Origin of the sequence: Enterococcus sp. 7F3_DIV0205, assembly GCF_002141365.2 — a bacterium.
GTDB lineage: Bacteria > Bacillota > Bacilli > Lactobacillales > Enterococcaceae > Enterococcus_L > Enterococcus_L palustris.
Window position 1 is genome coordinate 419,440 of the sequence record NZ_CP147244.1, and the last position, 18,618, is coordinate 438,057.

Below are 18,618 nucleotides of genomic sequence, written 5' to 3' on the forward strand. Positions count from 1 at the left end.
AGAGAAAAGTATAGAATGAGAGGCGGAAATCGCTTGAATGAAAAGACAAGCTGTTTAACGATAGAAGAAAAAGAAAAGTTCATGTCTGAGGCGATCAAAGAAGCTAAGAAAGCTGAAGGAATCAAAGAAGTACCTATTGGAGCAATAGTTGTCTTGGATGGACAAATTATAGGACGCGGGCACAACCTTAGAGAAGAGAGCCAAGATGCAACAGCTCATGCCGAGATGTATGCAATCAAACAAGCTTGTGCAGCAATTGAGAACTGGCGTTTAGAACATGCTCAGTTATTTGTCACCTTAGAGCCATGTCCAATGTGCAGTGGAGCAATGATTCTATCTAGAGTCAATGAAGTTTATTATGGCGCAAAGGACCCCAAAGGTGGAACTGCCGGAACATTAATGAACTTATTAGAAGATGAACGATTTAACCATGTGGCTTATGTCGAAGCTGGGATTTTAGAACAAGAGTGCGGCGATTTATTGTCTAATTTCTTTAAGAAATTAAGGGCGGAAAAGAAACTTTTAAAAAATCAAAAGAAAGACTAGCCAAGCGTCAAAAAATGCGGTATACTAAATCTTGCCGAAAGGCTAGGACAATGGTGGGCTTACGAAGCGTGTCAGATCCGGAAGGAAGCAGCACTAAGTAGGTGCCGCCATGTGTCTGATTAAAATATGATTAAGTCAAGGCTGAAAAGCCTTTTTTATTTTGCCTGAAAATAATAGAGCCCTTCGATTTTTAATAGAAGAGTGAAGAGAAGAAGCGGTATTGAATAGTTATGTTGAGTCTGAACATTTTAAAAGGTTGATACGGCAAATCAATCGATTTATGCGAGAAGAAAATATTTTTTTGGATGAAACTATTTTAGGCAAATATCTAAAAATAAAAAAAGGGACAGCAGTCAATGAAATGATGATTGCTATCCCTTTTTTTAATTAGCCTGTTACAATAAATCGTTATTTTAAGTTGATTGTTTTTTCTCCAAGTTCTTTCCCGGCCATTCCTTGAGTTACCTTCAAAGTAACTGGATTTTCTGAGTTGTTTAAATCATAAGAAATAATGGCTTTAGTTGTGTCGTTAGGTTTAATATCATCTAATTGATGTTCCGTGTATTCAGTAAATTTTTCATCTTGCGGTGTCATACCAACTGTTAGCTTTTCGCTGTTCTGGGTTAAACCCATGCATGCGATCCAAACCGTAGAAGCAGAAATTGGTTCGTTGCTATTATTTGTCACTTCATAAATAATCGCTAATTGTGGTTTTTCTCTGAGTAAATTTTCATCTGCGGGTAAAACTTCAGTAGATATTATTTTAAGTGTAGCCATATCGATTTTTAAAGTGTCGCTTTTGAAAGAAGCTCCTTCTTTTTTCTTTTGAGAAGTTGAAGTGTTTTCAGCTTTATTTTCATCAGTAGCTTTATTATTTCCGCTACACGCAACTAATCCAACACTACACAATGTTAATACACCTAAACTTACCATTTTGTTCATTTATATATCCTCGCTTTATCAAATAATCGTTTTAGAAATCCCAAGAAAAACAAAAAAACAGGTTGATTTTTTTCGGGCATTTTATTCTATACTACCTTGTATTTTGCTAAATAACAAGGTGACTTTCACTTGTAAGGCGATTATTTTTAAAAACCATTAACATTTATGGTTTTTATTTACTTTGCTTTTAAAAAAATTTCTTTTTTGATAAAGTGAAAAATTCTTTTTATGTTTAATCGCTACTATGTTTTGTTATGTTACCTACTATTTGCTATCATGAAATAAACCTATTCAAATGAGGAACAAGCCTCGGTTTGAATAGGTTTATTTTGTCTACTTAAAAACTGCGGCCGCCCCCACCAAAGGTTCCACCACCAGTCGAGTGAGTACTGCTTCCGCCGCCTCCCGAACCGCCTCCGCCAGAATTGCTTCTAGGGATACGACGAGTAGTAACAAATGAATTGATCAGTAGGTCATTGCGTCTAATTAAGTTAAGGGTAGATTTTTCTCTGAACGGGTATTTGTAGGTGCCGAATTTTAATTGGTATTTTGAAACACTCACCGCAAAGAAAACACCACTTAAGAAGATTGCCGCCACAAAAGCAATGACCATTTCTGTTGTCGTTAGGGTTTTATAATGAGTGATTTTTCCAGTCTCAGTGTCAACGCGATAATGCCCACCGGGAACGCCTTGATCGAAGTAATAGTTTGTGTTTTCTAGAAAACTTTTGGATGCCTGAAAGTAGCGTCCATCTATCATATCAGGTTCAATGTCATCTAAAGTTTTTTTAATACGTTGATCATCCATGTAATCGATCATATTTCCAGATGTGGAAATAATAAAGGTTCTTTGATTCATATCGATATAAAAAGTGATACCATTATTGTCTTTACCTATACGATCAAGCATGTAGTAATCGGCGAATCTTTTTGATTCAATCTCATTATCGGTATTCGTCACAATAAAAACACGGGCCTTTGTTTTGGCTTCGATAGGTGTAATGGCTTCTTTTAATTGAATAATTTCCTCAGAAGTAAAAAGAGAGGCTTGATCATCAATCGAATCATCGGCTGCTTGGGCATTTAAAGAAAAACCGAATAATAAAAAAAGGACAGTAAACAGACTAAAACGAATCTTTCTCATATAAACCAGCCTCCGATCAGGAAAAGAGCAAATAGAGCAGCGAAAATACCAAATGAAACTAAACCCAGTCGTTTATAGCTTACAGGCAAAATCCCGCTAACTTTTCCAGTTTGACCATTCATGGCATAGTAATAGATTTTTTTTGACTGTTCATTACTTCGGTAAGTTACGACCCAGATGGGGAGTAACATATACTGATTATCTTCATTATCTAATGAAATATCCGTTCTTAATTTAGTAAGAGTTGTGTAGCCAGAAGCAGTATCTCTTAACAATGATTCAGAATAATCTTTTAACTCGTTTTGAATAGATTTTTGAATCGTCTCATATTCAATATCACGTTTTTCCGCCTGAAACCCTGCTAAATATTGACTTTTAAATGAAACAGCTTTATCCAATAAAAACGGTTGAACTGCTTCGACCATCTTTTGCTGCACATTTTTTGAAAGGGCATTTTTGATCAACTCTTTAAATGAAATTTTGCCTTGTCGCTCCACATCGAATTGTTTTGTCTCAGTGTATTCAATGTCGCCAACACGCCAAATCCTAATAGTCGTGCCCATGCCATGCATCTGGCCCTCAATTTCAGCATCTACGACCCAGTAGGGGAAATAGACACCCGTCATTTTATCGATTTGTTCTTTGTTGAAAAAGTCTTTAGGAATAAACCATTTTTTCTTCGTCCAAGCTAAAAATGTTTCAACAGCTTCTTCTTTTTCAATGGTAAAAGGTAGAACTTTTTCTGGGAGAAACTTACCACTCAAGCGCCCAGATAAAACAACGGGATTGTGGCAATAATAACAATAAGTAGCAGCAGTTGTAGCTTCAGTGACAATTTGCGCACCACAGCTTGGGCAATTGAATAATTCCATTGCGCCCTCTAACGTGTCTTCAGCCATTCCATCTGTACCTGTAGCTTCTTTAAATGCAGCTTTTTCTTCAGTCGTCATTTCGTCTTCTTGAGATTCCGCTGAGAAAGTTAGCTCAGATTCGAGAGGGGACGTTGGATTATCTTCTAAATGCGCTTCTCTTTGTGCTGTTTCATAAGCCGTGACTTCATCTTCTGTATAGACATTCAAACAATACTCACAATGGAATTTTTGATCTTTTGGATCGAATAATAAGGGACCACCGCAATTTGGGCATTTGTGTGTAAATGTATCCGTCATGATTATTCCTTTCTTTTAATACTTTGAAATTAGATAGAAAAAGGGCAGGACACGGTTGCCCAGCCCTAAATGCTTTGTTTATAAAGGGATTCCTTGGAACGGTTTGCCGCAATGTGGACAGAATTTTGGAATACCATTAGACAAATCAACGATCTCGCTACATTCGCTGCATTTCATTTCTAATTTTGGTTTTTCATTTGTAGGTTTTGGTGTTCCACAATTAGAACAGAATTTACCATTATTTTCAGTTCCACATTGCGGGCAAGTCCAAGTATCCATTGAGCCTTGAGCATTTTGTTGGTTTTGCTTTTCCTGCATTTGTTGTTGATTGGTCTGAGAAGCTTGAGCAAAATAATTTCCACTTGTGTTCATGCCCATACCAACACCCATAAAACCATTCATGGCACCACCTTCATTGCTCCCAGCAGCTTCCATTCCCCTAGCCATTGCACCTTGCACGTAACCTTCACGGACACCAGCATCGCCAAGCATGGCACCTTGGTTGCGCATATTGATCAATTTAGTAGAATCATCTGTATAAGAGATACTTGCTACAGCTACAGAAACGATTTCCATTCCACGTAACTCACGCCACTCATCGTCTAACGCTTGCCCCATATACTTGCTTAATTCTAAACTTTTAGATGGTACGTAAGAGATTCGTTCGCCGTCAGCGGACATTTTATTGATAGCTGATTGTAGAGCTGTTAGAAATTCAGCTAGATATTGTTCGTTGATATCATTGATGTCAACTTGTGATTTATTTCTTGGTACCGCATTTGAAAAGAATAATAAAGGATCAGTGATTTTGATCGAATAGTTTCCATGAGCACGTAGAAATAGTTCAGCATTATAGAAATTGTCAAAATAATTGATTGGTGAAGAGGTACCAAACTTGATGCCTTTGATTTCTTGTAAATTGATGTAAAAAACTTGTTGTTTTTGAGGTGTAACGCCACCAAATTTAAAACGATCAAAAGTTTCTGAAATGGCCTCTTTTAAGGAGCCATTAAATGTCGAAGGAGCGGAATCATTTTTTACAGTATAGTAGCCTTCTTCAGCTGTATAGTCGATGATTTTACCGCCATCCACTAAAATCATCATCATATTTGGATAAACGTGTATAACAGAACCATCTGTCAAAACATCTTCAGTTCCTTTGCGATTAGAGCCGCGTTTATCATTTTTTCGAACAAAAACACCTTTTGTCATAACGGTCGTATCGCCCATATTGTCTGGCTCAATGACTTCGAGCCATTGATCAGCTAATCCGCCGCCTATCGTACTTGTTGCTGCTTTAATAATTCCCATTCAAAATCCCTCCTAAAATTGAAAGCGTGGCAGGCTTGTTAGCAGAGCAGGCCCGCGTAGCTAGATAAAAAGTAGTAAGTAAAATTAGTATACCACAGGTAGACGCAAGAAAAATACTGCTAGAGACTGAACCAAAGTAAGAATAGATAAAGTTAAATTTTTTATGTTTTTGATAAAACCTTCTTTTTTCTATCGTAGATTTAGACGAATAGGGTATAATGAATGAAATAGTATTGAATCAAAGACTTGGGGGATTGAAAAGTGGAAAGAAGAAAGCAAAAAAAATCGAATAAACCATTACTCTTGGCACTTGGTGGAGGTGTGGTAGTTGTAGCTTTAGTAGGTGGCTATTTTGCCTACAGCTCATGGCAGAAAACACAAGAGTTAAACAAAGTAGAAAAAACGGCTAAGTCATTTTTAAATTATCTTTCAAAACAAGAATTTGAACAATTTCCTGATTTATTAAATGAAGCCTCAATAAAAGAAAATGGCTATGATAAAGAAAAAGTCGTGGAAAAATATCAAACAATTTTTTCTGGGATTCAAGCTGAAGGAATCAAAAGCAAGGATGTTAAAGTAGCACAAGATAAAGAAGGGCAATACACGTTTACCTATAAACTAGATATGACAACACCATTAGGGAATTTAAAAGATTTAACCTATAAAACAACGATCAAAAAGTCAGGTGAAAACTATAAAATCAATTGGGCTCCTAATTTGATTTTTCCTGAAATGTCAGGTCAAGACAAAATATCAATCGGTGTAGATGCTGCGAATCGAGGCGATATTGTGGATCGTAATGGGGAAGGATTAGCTGTTAATCAAGCGTTTGATCAGGTTGGGGTCGTCCCAGGTAAACTTGGGGAGGGACAAGAAAAAACAGATAATATCAAAGCATTTAGTGAACAATTTAAAGTTTCAGTTGATGAAATCGAGAAGAAGCTGAAACAAGACTGGGTTAAGCCTGATGCATTTGTTCCTTTGGCGATTTCATTTGATCCAGTAACAACATTACCAAAAGGGGCAGCCTCTCAAGATACGATTGTTCGCTATTATCCATTAAAAGAAGCAGCGGCGCAATTAGTCGGGTATGTTGGTACGATCACTGCTGAAGATATCGAAAAAGATTCAACACTGAGTAGTACTGGCGTGATTGGCAAGGTTGGCTTAGAACAAGCGTATGATAAACAATTACGAGGGCAAGACGGTGGAAACATCACGATTACTGATGAACAAGGTACCTTCAAAAGTGTCTTACAGAAAGTTGATAAAAAAGACGGCGAAAAAATTCAGCTAACGATTGATAAAAATGTCCAATCCCAAGGCTATGCTATTTTTAATAATCGACCAGGCAGCGCAGTTGTGATGGACCCGCAACAGGGTGATTTACTAGCTGCGGTCAGTTCCCCGTCGTTTGATCCAAATAAGATGGCCAACGGGATTTCTCAAGTAGATTATGATGGATATGCCAATAATGAGAACTTGCCATTTACTGCAAGATTTGCGACAGGATATGCTCCAGGTTCGACGTTTAAAACAATCACAGGTGGTATTGGATTAGATGCTGGCACTTTAAAACCTGACGAAGAGCTTGCTATTAATGGTTTGAAATGGCAAAAAGATGCTTCATGGGGAGATTACTTTGTTACCCGTGTAAAAGAAGCTAGTCCAGTGAACTTACGAACTGCTTTAGTAAACTCTGATAATATTTATTTTGCGGAGCAAACGTTGCGTATGGGCGAAGATACGTTTAGAAAGGGATTAGATAAATTTATTTTTGGAGAAAAATTAGATTTATCGATCCCGATGAATCCAGCACAAATATCCAATGAAGATAAATTCAAGTCTGAAATTTTGCTAGCTGATACGGGTTATGGTCAAGGTCAGTTATTGGTTACTCCGATTCAACAAGCAACAATGTATACGGTGTTCCAAAATGAAGGGAAGCTTGTTTATCCCAAAATCGAGCTGAATAAAGAAACGAAGACGAAAGAAAATGTCATCAGTTCAAATGCGGCAAATACGATTGTGACCGATTTACTTGGTAGCGTGGAAGACGAAACAGGTTATGTACACAATATGTATAATCCAGAGTTCTCTTTAGCGGCAAAAACTGGGACAGCTGAAATCAAGGACAAGCAAGATACTGTAGGAAAAGAAAATAGTTTCCTTTTAGCAATGGATAGAAGCCGCAACAAGTTTTCAGCAATGATCATGGTGGAAGATTCTAGAAAAAATGATACAGCAACAAATATCAGCAAACCTTTGATCGATTACCTGGAAGCAAATATCAAATAATAGTTGAAGTAGGGCAAAGCGTACGAACGTTTTTGCTCTACTTTGGTTTTAATAGCGCGTTTTTTTACGAACGAATAAAAATATGCTACAATTAACCAACTACATGATGAAAGAAAGGGATTTTTTGTGCGGATTTTAGCGATTGATACCTCAAATCAGACATTGACAATTGCCGTCTGTGAAGAGAAAAAAATAATAGGACAGTATACAATTACTGTAAAAAGAAACCATAGTTTAACGTTGATGCCTGCAATTACGCAACTAGTCAAAGATGTTGGCTTGACGCCAAAAGACCTTGATCGTATTGTGGTGGCTCAAGGTCCAGGTTCTTATACAGGCTTAAGAATCGGCGTTACAACAGCAAAAACACTAGCATATACCTTAAAAAAAGAGTTGGTTGGCGTATCTAGTTTAAAAGCACTGGCTGCAAATTGTGTTAACGTCAAAAGTACGATCATTCCCCTCTTTGATGCAAGAAGAAATAACATTTATACTGGGGCTTATAAATATGTTGAGAATCGATTGACAACTGTTATTGCTGATCAACATATTGGGATGGAAGAGTGGTTAGAACGGCTAAAAGAATTTGATCATCTTTACTTTGTTGGTGAGGATGTGGAAAAATTCCGCTCACAGATAGAATCTACTTTACCTAATGCTGAAATCTGTGATTTCTCTCAATGGCAAATCCCAAGTGGTGCAGCTCTAGCTGAACTTGGTAGACTAGCTGAACCTGAAGTGGATATCCATCACTTTTTACCTAATTATTTAAAACGTGTAGAAGCAGAAGAAAATTGGCTAAAAGAACATACACCCGAGGTAGAAAATTATGTTGAAAAAATTTAATCTTTTTCATAGCATTCTGGGAATCTTTTTAAAAAATCGTCCATATGAGGAAAAGAAGGTTGAAATTTCGAATCAGGAGTACTTTTTGCGCGCCATCACTTTTGATGACATTAAAGATTTGTTATCCATTGAAAGGGAAGTCTATGCAGGAGAGTTACCATGGACTAAAACGGCTTTTTTGGTTGAACTTCAATCTCCAGATCCACATCTATACCTGTTGATTCAAAAAGAGGGGCAAGCGATTGGTTTTATCGGTTGCCGTATTTTTGGCAAAGATGCCCACATTACAAATGTTGCTGTTTTGACTCAAAATCAAGGAAATGGAATTGGCAGTTTTTTAATCCGTGAAGTACTTGAATTTGCTAAAGTCAATGATTGTGAAACAATCTCTCTTGAGGTCAGGATTAGCAATAAGAATGCACAGCGTGTTTATCGACAACTTGGGTTTGTCTCAAATACGATCAAGCCTGATTATTATACGGAAGATAAAGAAGACGCGCTGGAGATGATTTTATATTTAAAAGAAGAGTGAAATAATGTATTATTCAAAAGAAAATTACCCAACACAACAGCTGGCGGAAAAACTTTGGTCAATATGTGAGGAGTCATATAGTCACGGATCACCATGGACGGTGGATCAATTTAGAATCGATTTAGATCAAAAAAACAGTCATTACCTTGTCTTAGTTGAAGACGATCAGTGGCTCGGTTTTATCAGTTATCATTTGATTTTAGATGAAGTTGAAATAACTCATGTTGTGATTCAAAGTGCATTTCAACAACAAGGCTATGGAAAGAAATTGATTGACCAAATGATTAAGGATTTAATCGAGCAAAATGTGCACCAAGTATTCTTAGAAGTTCGAGAGTCTAATTTTGATGCACAAAAATTATATGAAAAAAAAGGATTCAAAACAATCAACCGTCGGGTAAATTATTACAATTATCCTAAAGAAGACGGGATCATTATGTGTTTAAAAGTTAAGGAAGTGAATCAATGACTTTTTTTAATAAAGAAAGAAAGTTACTATTAGCGATTGAAAGTAGTTGTGATGAAACAAGCGTTGCAGTCATTGAAGATGGTGCTAAAATTTTATCAAATATTGTGGCATCGCAAGTAAAGAGCCACCAACGTTTTGGTGGCGTTGTACCAGAAGTGGCTAGTCGTCACCATGTAGAAGAAATTACCTTGTGTATTGAAGATGCTCTAGTTGAAGCTGGTGTAGAGCCGGAAGAGTTGAGTGGTGTCGGTGTAACATACGGACCAGGTTTGGTAGGTGCTCTATTGATCGGTTTATCCGCTGCTAAGGCATTTGCTTGGGCGCATGCTTTGCCCTTGATTCCCGTCAATCATATGGCTGGTCACATTTATGCTGCTAATTTTGTAGAACCATTACAATTTCCGTTGATGGCATTATTAGTCAGTGGTGGTCATACAGAGTTAGTCTACATGAAAGAAACAGGTTCGTTTGAAATCATCGGTGAAACAAGAGACGACGCAGCGGGTGAAGCCTACGATAAAGTAGGTAGAGTATTAGGGTTAACTTATCCGAGCGGCAAAGAGATCGACGAGCTAGCTCACCTAGGACAAGATACCTATCATTTCCCTAGGGCAATGATGAAAGAGGACAATTATGATTTTAGTTTTAGTGGGTTGAAAAGTTCATTTATCAATACTGTTCATAATGCTGAACAACGTGATGAAAAGCTGATAGTGAAGGACTTAGCTGCTAGTTTCCAAGCAAGTGTGATTGATGTATTAGCGGATAAAACGATTCGGGCATGTAAAGAATACCCAGTTAAGCAATTAGTGATGGCAGGTGGTGTCGCTGCGAATCAAGGCTTGCGTGACCGCTTGAGTCTAGACGTTGCCAAAGAACTTCCAGGCGTAACCTTTATTGTTCCGCCACTTAGATTATGCGGTGATAATGCTGCTATGATTGGTGCAGCGGCCTTTGTTGAAGCAGAAAAAGGTCACTTTGCTGATTATTCCTTGAATGCGGACCCTAGTTTGTCCTTTCTATCGATTTAATGTTGAGACGCAATAAGACTAGGCAGAAAGAAAAATATTTGCTATAATAAACCCAGTTTAATAATGATTCGTCGATAAAGAGAGTACTTCATTACAAATTATTCAAGCGATTTCGGGTAGGTGGAAGCCGAAAATGATTAAATGAAGGAAGCGCACTTTTAAGAATCTGCGTAGGCAGACGGCTATCTACCGTTAATAGATTAAGTGGGTCCGTCATTTAAAAAGAACGGACAATTAGAGTGGTACCGCGGGGAAATCTCGTCTCTGGTGTTTTTTTACACTAGGGACTTTTTGCTGTGAATCACTGCGACTGGCATTGCCAGAGCAGATGATGAACAGTACTTGGCGACCAAAGGGAGAGAAGTAACCTTACTAGGAATCACTTAAACCTTTTTTGATCGCACCAATTTCTAAGAGCTAAAGCGCTGAGAATTGAAGGAATACGACTGGCATTGCCAGAGCAGATGATGAACAGTACTTGGCGACCAAAGGGAGAGAAGTAACCTTACTAGGAATCACTTAAACCTTTCTTGATCGCACCAATTTCTAAGAGCTAAAGCGCTGAGAATTGAAGGAATACGACTGGCATTGCCAGGGCAGATGATGAACAGTACTTGGCGACCAAAGGGAGAGAAGATACTATTAATAGCGTATCACCAATTATTCCTAACTTTGAAAAGCAAGGTCGCCAACTATTCAAACCTACTAATATTTAAGCTAGAAGATAATGAATAATGATCAACTAGTAAAACAATAAAATGGAACCATCAGGAGGATATCTATGAACAACAAAGAAATCGTAGCAAAAGCCATCTTTGACGTGGTAAAAGAAGATCTATCTTTAGAAACAGTTACACAATTATTAGAAAATCCCAAATCTGTCGATCATGGAGATGTCGCTTTTCCAGCTTTTTCATTAGCTAAGATCTATCGGAAAGCCCCGCAACAAATCGCAGCTGATTTAGCTGAGAAAATATCTGGTACGGATTTTGAAAAAATTGAAGTAGTCGGTCCATACTTAAACTTTTTTATGAATAAAAAAATGATCAGTAAAGCCGTTATTACTCAAATTAGTAAAGAAAAAGGACATTATGGAGACAGTTCAATTGGTGAAAAAGGGAATGTACCGATCGATATGTCTTCACCGAATATTGCAAAACCGATTTCAATGGGTCATCTTCGTTCAACTGTGATTGGAAATTCAATTGCCTTTATTCTTGAGAAAATCGGTTATACACCAATCCGTATCAATCATTTAGGTGATTGGGGCACTCAGTTCGGTAAATTGATCGTAGCCTACAAAAAATGGGGCTCAGAAGAAGGAGTTAGAACAGAACCGATCACAGAATTATTACGTTTGTACGTCCAGTTTCACGAAGAAGCGGAGACTCAACCAGAACTTGAAGAAGAAGCTCGTGCTTGGTTTAAGAAGTTGGAAGAAGGCGACAAAGAAGCGACAGAATTGTGGCAATGGTTCCGTGCTGAATCATTGAAAGAATTTGACAAAATCTATTCAATGTTGGAAGTTTCTTTTGACTCGTACAATGGTGAAGCTTTTTACAATGATAAAATGGATGAAATCGTCACAATGCTGGAAGAAAAACATTTATTGCAAGAAAATGAAGGTGCTGAAATCGTTGATTTATCTGCTTATGATCTAAATCCAGCTTTGATCAAAAAATCAGATGGCGCTACACTTTACATCACACGTGATCTAGCAGCTGCGCTTTACCGTAAACGTACGTATGATTTTGCAAAATCAATCTATGTTGTAGGGAATGAGCAAAGTAATCACTTCAAACAATTAAAAGCTGTTTTAAAGGAACTTGGATTTGATTGGTCAAAAGATATGCAGCATGTACCTTTTGGGCTAATTACGCAAGGTGGCAAAAAATTATCGACCCGCAAAGGGAAAATCGTTTTACTTGAAGAAGTGTTGAATGAAGCAGTTGAATTAGCAAACAAACAAATTATGGAGAAAAATCCTGATTTACCTAATCGTGAAGAAGTTGCTAGACAAGTGGGAATTGGCTCAGTTATTTTCCATGATTTAAAAAATGACCGCTTAAACAATTTTGACTTTGTTTTAGAAGAAGTTGTTCGTTTTGAAGGAGAAACAGGTCCTTATGTGCAATACACTCATGCTCGTGCAATGAGCATTTTAAGAAAAGCTAATTTCGTTATTGATGAGACGAAAGAGTATGAGTTGGACGATAAGGAGAGTTGGGAAGTTGTTAAGTTGTTACAAAAATTCCCAGAAGTTGTGATGCAAGCAGCGGATAAATATGAGCCTTCAGTTATTGCAAAACATGCAATTCAAGTTGCTCAAGCATTTAATAAATACTATGCACATGTTAAAATTTTGGCGGAAGATGACCAAAAAGAATCACGTTTAGCATTAGTTTATGCAATGGCAACCATTATTAAAGAAGATTTACGCTTGTTAGGATTACACGCACCAAATGAAATGTAATAAATAGATTAGAGATTCTTTTTTCTCGCCGTTTATCCAGATTTAAAGCCCGTAACAAAACTAAAAATCAGTTTTGTTTCGGGCTATTTTAAATTTGATAAAAAAGGAAGCAAGCTCATCACTCTACGAGTCACATCGTTGCCTCAAATAATGCTCAACTTCCTCCTATTACTATAAAACATAATGAGGTACGAATTGCTGCTGAATAGTACCTACTTGGTTCTCGGAGTTAAATATTTCCGTTCGTATTCCAATTTTGCTGCATTTGATCCAGAAGATCAATCACATCTTTTGTTAAAAATAACGAACGGTTTGGTTTTTCTCCTTCGATCATTTTAACCATATTGGTGATTTCATAATTCAATGCTTGATTACTGTCGCCAGAAACGATTGTCTCTACCGTACCATCATTAAAAAAGATTTTAGCTTCATCTGCTCGTGGATAGTCATTGATCACGATGTAGGCTTCTTCAAAAGCAACAATTCCTTGTTTAGGCATTTTTGCTTGGAAACTCAAAGAAATCGTAGCCAATTCTTGTGCTTGATTTTGAAGAATAGTTGCTGATTGTTCATCTACACCAGTTGAGAATGGCTGCATGATAGAAGCCATAACTGTTGGTTGAGCGGTGAGAAACCATCGAGCAAAGGAAACCGCATAAGTCCCAATATCTAAAAGAGCGCCCCCAGCTAAATCGGGGTTAAAAAAACGGTTTGTTGGGTCGGGTTCTTTATAGCTACCAAAAGGTGCTTGAATCATTTTTAATTTACCAAAACGTTTAGAATCTATCTGACTTCGTAATTCATGATATAAAGGCATGTTAAAAATCGTCATCGCCTCAGCTAAAATCAATTCTTTTTCTTCGGCTAGTTTCATTGCTTTAGCTAATTCTTGACTATTCATTGTAATAGCTTTTTCACAAAGGACATGTTTGCCTGCTTCTAATGCTTTTAAAATATGTTCGATATGTTGTCTGTTTGGAACAGCAATATAAACGATATCGATCGCTTCATCAGCTAATAGCTCGTCAAATGAGCCATATGCCGCTTGAATATTGTGTTCTTTGGCAAAGGTTTCAGCTTTAGATAATGTTCTGGAGGCAACGGCTGTTATGTGACTATTTTCTTGTTGAAAGCTTTCAGCAAAACTAGTTGCGATATCTCCAAGGCCGACTATGCCCCAATTATAACGTTTCATATATGATTCCTCCTTAGTCTTTAAAAAGTTGAGTAGCAGTCAGCTATAGCCCAAAAACGAAAACGATACGGTCGTTTTTAACGGCGCCTATTTTTTGAATATAGCTAGCTTATCAAGCATTTATACTTATTATACATGAGTCGTTTAAAATAATGGATTATTTTGGACAGAAGCGTTGAATTGTCTTATTATTTATGGGAATAGGCTGAACATTTCTTAAAAATACAGAAATAAGTGATTCAAAGAGATGCATTTTTTCTATATTTTCAGTAAAATAAGAAAAGGAGGCGAAAGTCATGCACCAAATGTATATAGAAATTCTTATCGATGCAATTATAGAACAATTTGAAACGGAAGAGAACTTTTATACAGACTATCTCCAAACCACAAAAGAAAATTGGGATAACTGGAAAAAAGGAAGAACAAATTTAACGAGCGAAGAAATGCAAAAAGTAAAAAATTTATTTTCTGATTATGAATGGATGCTGACGCAAAAAATATTACGTCAAACAATTCTGTTTCCAGAAAAAAGAAACATTGCTGTTTCAGAATACAAACGTTTAAAAACATTAATAGCAAAAAAATGGTTGCAGTCAGGGTTAGGTATTGCTGAGTTGATACCATCAAAGACGAACCATGAAGAAAAAGAACAATCTTTCATTGATTTGAAAGTAACCGTTTCATATGGAGAATGGGGTTTTGATGATATTGTTACTTTCCGATTACCAGCTACACTACAAGGGCAACTAGAAGGATCAAAAGTAGAATTACTTGATTGGGTAAATGAAAATTTGATGGGTACTTACGTTGGTGAATAAGTAAGTAAGGGAGTTTTTTTGTGAAACAAATTTTAGGAATTTTATCCGTCATTATAGTTTTAGGGGCTGTTATTTTTGTTTTTTTCGGTCATGCTACTCCGAAAGAAAAAATACAAAGTACCAGTGAAAATACAAACGAAACAAGTACACCTGTTTCGTCCATTACATCGGAAAAACAAACGGAAACATCAACAACTACAACTACGACTACAACAGCTGTTGATTGATTGTGTGGAAAAAAACTGATATAATCAGTCAGCCATTGTCCTAAGCTATCTAAAGTTAGCCTAGGAACGAATACAAGACAAAGTAGGGAATGTATGAATAGTTCAAGGTATAAGAAGAAAAAAATGAGAAAAACCAATTTACCAACACTTTTTGCAGGTTTGTTGATTGTTGGTGTGGCGTTTATTTTTTCAATCAATGTGTTATCAGATAGTTCGAAAACAGAGGAAGAATCTACTCAACAAAATGAACAAGTTTCAAAAGAACAGTTTATTGATAGAATCAGTCCTCATGCAAAAGAACTGCAAGCGTCTTATGGCGTTTTACCTAGTATTATCATCGGTCAAGGGATTTTGGAGTCAAATTGGGGACAGAGTACTCTTGCATCGAAATATAATAATTTATTTGGAATCAAGGCTTATGGGGATCAAAAAAAGATCAATCTTGAAACTCGTGAATATATCAATGAAGAATGGATTGTTATTCAAGGAGATTTTCGAGTATACGATACGTGGGAAGAATCAATGGACGATCATACACGTTTGTTTGTTAATGGTGTAACCTGGAATCCGCGTCTGTATGAACATGTTCTTTTGGCAAAAAACTATAAGCAAGCTGCACGCGCTTTACAAGATGCGGGGTATGCAACAGATCCAACGTATGCGGATAAGGTGATTCATGTAATCGAAAGTTATGATCTTAACCAATACGATCATTGATCAAGAGAGTAAAAAGGAGTGGGTTGAATGAGTGAAAAGTGGGTGCCGGAAATTGTTACGCCTTTAAAACAGGATATTGTTCAAGTGCCGAAAGTTATTGCACAAGCGAGCGGAATCCGAATATTTGGGAAAAAAATCAAATCAATTATTTTTACAACTGATATTGCTATTATTCGAAATACAGATGCAAATGCAGTGATTGCTGTTTATCCGTTTACACCTCATCCGGCTATAACTAAAAGTATAATCGAGGCCGCTGATATTCCTGTTTTTTCAGGTGTTGGAGGTGGTTTGACCCAAGGACAACGTTCTGCTTATATGAGTTTGTTTGCAGAAGCACAAGGCTCGATCGGTGTTGTATTAAATGGTCCAACTCCTGTTGAAACAGTTGAGATGGTGTGCGAAGTTGTTGATATTCCAGTGGTCAGCACTGTAACGTCTATTCATACGCCGATTGATGAAAAAATAGCAGCTGGTGTTACGATGATCAATATCAGCGCTGGCAAAGATACTGCCAAGACAGTTAAATTTTTCCGTGAGAATTATCCGGAATTACCGATTATTGCAACAGGTGGTCCAACGGATGAGTCAATTACGGAAACAATTGAAGCAGGAGCTAACGCGATCACCTATACACCGCCAAGTAATGGAGACCTTTTTAGCCATAAAATGGACAAATATAGAAATCTTGAAAAAAAGAATGACATTTAAAACGGATTAATTAAATTTTAATTGAAACTAAAGGTAATCAATGGCATAATTTAGTGTGTTGCTATTGATTATTTTTGTGCACATATATATCGATTTAAAGGCTATATTACAAAATGATTATAAATAGAATAAACTAGTTTTACTATCCTAAAATTAATTTATTTTATGTTATCATTAAAGAAAATATGTTAGGAGTTGGGAAAAATTATGAAGAAATATTGTTATGTGGTTGGGGCAGCGTTGTTACTTTTTGCTGTTAATGGTACCTTTTTGTCAGCTGACGCGACTGAAACATTAGATCAGGATAGCTACCAAGAGGCAGTGGATGCAGGTTTTACTGCTGAACAAATTCAGCAGATTCAAGAAATGCCAGATTTTTCATTAGAGAATATAGAGGAAGAACCAGCAGCGAGAAGTGCAGTCACATTCTCGACCTCTCAAAAGAATCAAATCGTTACTGAAGCTAAAAGACATTTAGGTAAACCATATGCGTGGGGTGGAAAAGGTCCTAACGTATTTGACTGTTCGGGATTAACCCGTTATGTATTTTTACAAGTAACTGGGAAAAATATTGGTGATTACACGGTTCCTCAAGAAAAAGCTGGAGAACAAATCAGTGTTGCTCAAGCTGAACCTGGTGATTTATATTTTTGGGGTGCTAAAGGAAGTACATATCACGTAGCGGTCGCTATTGGTAATGGACAATATATTCATGCACCAAATGAAAAAGAAGTTGTGAAAATCAATTCAACAACTTACTTCAAACCGAGTTTTGCTGTTAGAGTAATTAAAAATAGCAATAATAATACTAATTCAAAACTAGTGAGCTATAGAACTCACCTTCAAGATTTTGGTTGGGGCAATTATGTGCAATCTGGACAAACAAGCGGAACAGTTGGGAAAGCCAAACGCTTAGAAGGAATTCAAATTAAGTTAGATCCTTCAATTAGTGGGGGGATCCAATATAAGACGCATATTCAAGATATCGGATGGCAAGCGTGGAAATCAAATAATGAACTTAGTGGTACTACAGGAAGGAAAAAAAGATTAGAGGCTATTCAAATTAAATTGACTGGCGCAGCGGCTACCCAGTATGACGTTCATTATCGTGTTCATTCTCAAGACTATGGTTGGCAAGCGTGGACTAAGAATGGGCAATCTGCTGGAACTCAAGGTTTAGCAAAACGTTTAGAAGCGATTGAAATAAAATTAGTTCCTAAAAATACACCACTGGCTACCGGTGGAAAACCTGCTTTTATTAAAAGATAACTAAAGGTTAAAAGAGAAAAGTAATTATATAATTAGTTGAACCAATAAGAGACTTTGTAAAATTTCAATGAAAAAGTGTTTTTTTCATTGAAATTTTCAGAGTTTTGTACTATTGTATACTAATACGAGAAGCTTATATATGGTCATAATAAGGATGACCGTCTCTACCCAACACCGTAAATGTTGGTCTATAAGTGAAGAAGTGTCTTAGACCCTTTTTTGCTTACGCAGAAAAGGGTTATTTTGTTTTTATAAAAAGTAACGTATAGAAAAATTGCTGAAGGAGTCGGAAGAAATGGAAGAATTAGTACAACGAATCAAAGAGGATGGACGTGTTTTAGGGGAAGGTGTCTTAAAAGTAGATAGTTTCGTTACTCATCAAGTTGATCCTGATTTAATGGAGGCTATCGGCTATCGTTTTGCAGAAGTTTTTGCACAGGCTGGTATTACTAAAGTTGTGACAATTGAAGCGTCTGGAATCGCACCAGCTCTTTTTGCGGCGAAAAAATTGGAAGTACCGATGATTTTTGCTCGTAAGGCTAAGAGTTTGACGATGGATGAAGAGTTATTGACAGCATCTGTTTATTCGTTTACTAAACAAGTAACAAGTCAAATATCTATTTCAAGAAAATTTTTATCAAGTGAAGATAAAGTGTTGATCATTGATGACTTTTTAGCGAATGGTCAAGCTGCAAAAGGATTAGTTGAGCTATGTCAGCAGGCTGGTGCACAAGTGGATGGGATTGGTATCGTTATTGAGAAGTCTTTCCAAGATGGTCGGGACTTATTAGAAGAAATGGGGATGCGTGTTGTTTCATTAGCGCGTATTGCTTCATTGAAAAATGGAGAAGTTGAATTTCTTGAGGGGGATGCATAAGCTTGGAGAGTAAAACAAAGCAAACAGAAGCGATTCATCAACC

Annotated in this window: 19 protein-coding genes, 1 other RNA gene, 1 pseudogene, 1 riboswitch and 1 other annotated feature; of the genes and pseudogenes, 16 read left to right on the forward strand and 5 right to left on the reverse strand. The window is 36.9% G+C overall.

Features of this window, described 5'->3' with window-relative positions; translation table 11 throughout:
- Positions 1–15 precede the first annotated feature (15 nt).
- The 3 genes from tadA (at position 16) to A5821_RS01940 (ending at position 937) form a co-directional block, all read left to right on the forward strand.
- A complete protein-coding gene (tadA, locus tag A5821_RS01930; protein WP_422392080.1) occupies positions 16–546 on the forward strand; it encodes a tRNA adenosine(34) deaminase TadA in 531 nt (176 codons plus the stop codon).
- 39 nt (positions 547–585) lie between these two features.
- Positions 586–672: signal recognition particle sRNA small type (gene ffs, locus A5821_RS01935), an RNA gene on the forward strand.
- Between the two features lie 94 nt (positions 673–766).
- The gene (locus tag A5821_RS01940; protein ID WP_170922933.1) at positions 767–937 is read left to right on the forward strand and encodes a hypothetical protein; all 171 of its coding nucleotides are present in this window, start codon (positions 767–769) and stop codon (positions 935–937) included.
- Between the two features lie 17 nt (positions 938–954).
- Here the strand turns inward: A5821_RS01940 and A5821_RS01945 are convergent, their stop codons facing one another.
- From A5821_RS01945 to A5821_RS01960, 4 genes are all read right to left on the reverse strand, one after another.
- Positions 955–1,488 (reverse strand): DUF5067 domain-containing protein, encoded by a 534-nt coding sequence (locus tag A5821_RS01945; RefSeq protein ID WP_086312832.1) that lies wholly within the window; start codon positions 1,486–1,488, stop codon positions 955–957.
- Positions 1,489–1,825: 337 nt separating this feature from the next.
- Positions 1,826–2,632, reverse strand: coding sequence for a TPM domain-containing protein (locus tag A5821_RS01950; protein ID WP_086312833.1), 807 nt, complete (start codon positions 2,630–2,632; stop codon positions 1,826–1,828).
- Positions 2,629–3,801 (reverse strand): ATP-binding protein, encoded by a 1,173-nt coding sequence (locus A5821_RS01955; protein WP_086312834.1) that lies wholly within the window; start codon positions 3,799–3,801, stop codon positions 2,629–2,631. The genes A5821_RS01950 and A5821_RS01955 overlap by 4 nt, the downstream gene beginning before the upstream one ends.
- Positions 3,802–3,879: 78 nt before the next feature.
- Positions 3,880–5,112 carry an SPFH domain-containing protein gene (locus A5821_RS01960; RefSeq protein ID WP_086312835.1) on the reverse strand — a complete coding sequence of 411 codons (1,233 nt, stop codon included), beginning with the start codon at positions 5,110–5,112 and terminating at the stop codon, positions 3,880–3,882.
- A 261-nt stretch (positions 5,113–5,373) separates the two neighbouring features.
- Here A5821_RS01960 and A5821_RS01965 point away from each other — a divergent pair, with 261 nt between their 5' ends.
- The 6 genes from A5821_RS01965 (at position 5,374) to argS (ending at position 12,761) form a co-directional block, all read left to right on the forward strand.
- A complete protein-coding gene (locus A5821_RS01965) occupies positions 5,374–7,410 on the forward strand; it encodes a penicillin-binding transpeptidase domain-containing protein (RefSeq protein ID WP_086312836.1) in 2,037 nt (678 codons plus the stop codon).
- 126 nt (positions 7,411–7,536) lie between these two features.
- Positions 7,537–8,256 (forward strand): tRNA (adenosine(37)-N6)-threonylcarbamoyltransferase complex dimerization subunit type 1 TsaB, encoded by a 720-nt coding sequence (gene tsaB, locus A5821_RS01970; RefSeq protein ID WP_086312837.1) that lies wholly within the window; start codon positions 7,537–7,539, stop codon positions 8,254–8,256.
- The gene (gene rimI, locus A5821_RS01975) at positions 8,240–8,788 is read left to right on the forward strand and encodes a ribosomal protein S18-alanine N-acetyltransferase (protein WP_086312838.1); all 549 of its coding nucleotides are present in this window, start codon (positions 8,240–8,242) and stop codon (positions 8,786–8,788) included. The genes tsaB and rimI (A5821_RS01975) overlap by 17 nt, the downstream gene beginning before the upstream one ends.
- Positions 8,789–8,792: 4 nt before the next feature.
- Positions 8,793–9,257 (forward strand): ribosomal protein S18-alanine N-acetyltransferase, encoded by a 465-nt coding sequence (rimI, locus tag A5821_RS01980; protein ID WP_086312839.1) that lies wholly within the window; start codon positions 8,793–8,795, stop codon positions 9,255–9,257.
- Positions 9,254–10,288 (forward strand): tRNA (adenosine(37)-N6)-threonylcarbamoyltransferase complex transferase subunit TsaD, encoded by a 1,035-nt coding sequence (gene tsaD / locus A5821_RS01985; protein ID WP_086312840.1) that lies wholly within the window; start codon positions 9,254–9,256, stop codon positions 10,286–10,288. Before rimI (A5821_RS01980) ends, tsaD begins: the two co-directional genes overlap by 4 nt.
- A 62-nt stretch (positions 10,289–10,350) precedes the next feature.
- Positions 10,351–10,557, forward strand: a binding site (T-box leader).
- A 512-nt stretch (positions 10,558–11,069) separates the two neighbouring features.
- Complete coding sequence (gene argS, locus A5821_RS01990) at positions 11,070–12,761, forward strand: arginine--tRNA ligase (protein ID WP_086312841.1); 1,692 nt, start codon at positions 11,070–11,072, stop codon at positions 12,759–12,761.
- Between the two features lie 229 nt (positions 12,762–12,990).
- On the opposite strand, the gene A5821_RS01995 is transcribed toward argS, so the two are convergent.
- Positions 12,991–13,956 carry a Gfo/Idh/MocA family protein gene (locus A5821_RS01995; protein ID WP_086312842.1) on the reverse strand — a complete coding sequence of 322 codons (966 nt, stop codon included), beginning with the start codon at positions 13,954–13,956 and terminating at the stop codon, positions 12,991–12,993.
- Positions 13,957–14,252: 296 nt separating this feature from the next.
- Between A5821_RS01995 and A5821_RS02000 the strand changes: the two genes are divergently transcribed.
- From A5821_RS02000 to A5821_RS02030, 7 genes and pseudogenes are all read left to right on the forward strand, one after another.
- Entirely contained in the window at positions 14,253–14,774 is a 522-nt protein-coding gene (locus A5821_RS02000) for a hypothetical protein (protein WP_086312843.1), read from the forward strand.
- Between the two features lie 20 nt (positions 14,775–14,794).
- Positions 14,795–15,001 carry a hypothetical protein gene (locus A5821_RS02005; RefSeq protein ID WP_086312844.1) on the forward strand — a complete coding sequence of 69 codons (207 nt, stop codon included), beginning with the start codon at positions 14,795–14,797 and terminating at the stop codon, positions 14,999–15,001.
- 93 nt (positions 15,002–15,094) lie between these two features.
- Complete coding sequence (locus A5821_RS02010) at positions 15,095–15,718, forward strand: glycoside hydrolase family 73 protein (protein WP_086312845.1); 624 nt, start codon at positions 15,095–15,097, stop codon at positions 15,716–15,718.
- A 27-nt stretch (positions 15,719–15,745) separates the two neighbouring features.
- Positions 15,746–16,429 carry a hydrolase gene (locus A5821_RS02015; protein WP_086312846.1) on the forward strand — a complete coding sequence of 228 codons (684 nt, stop codon included), beginning with the start codon at positions 15,746–15,748 and terminating at the stop codon, positions 16,427–16,429.
- 450 nt (positions 16,430–16,879) lie between these two features.
- Positions 16,880–17,215, forward strand: a pseudogene (locus tag A5821_RS02020) (C40 family peptidase); the annotation flags it as partial.
- Between the two features lie 81 nt (positions 17,216–17,296).
- Positions 17,297–17,698, forward strand: a complete 402-nt coding sequence (locus A5821_RS02025) for a hypothetical protein (RefSeq protein WP_249921852.1) — start codon at positions 17,297–17,299, stop codon at positions 17,696–17,698.
- A 113-nt stretch (positions 17,699–17,811) separates the two neighbouring features.
- Positions 17,812–17,909: riboswitch (purine riboswitch) on the forward strand.
- An 84-nt stretch (positions 17,910–17,993) separates the two neighbouring features.
- A complete protein-coding gene (locus tag A5821_RS02030; protein WP_086312847.1) occupies positions 17,994–18,575 on the forward strand; it encodes a xanthine phosphoribosyltransferase in 582 nt (193 codons plus the stop codon).
- Positions 18,576–18,618: the final 43 nt, after the last annotated feature.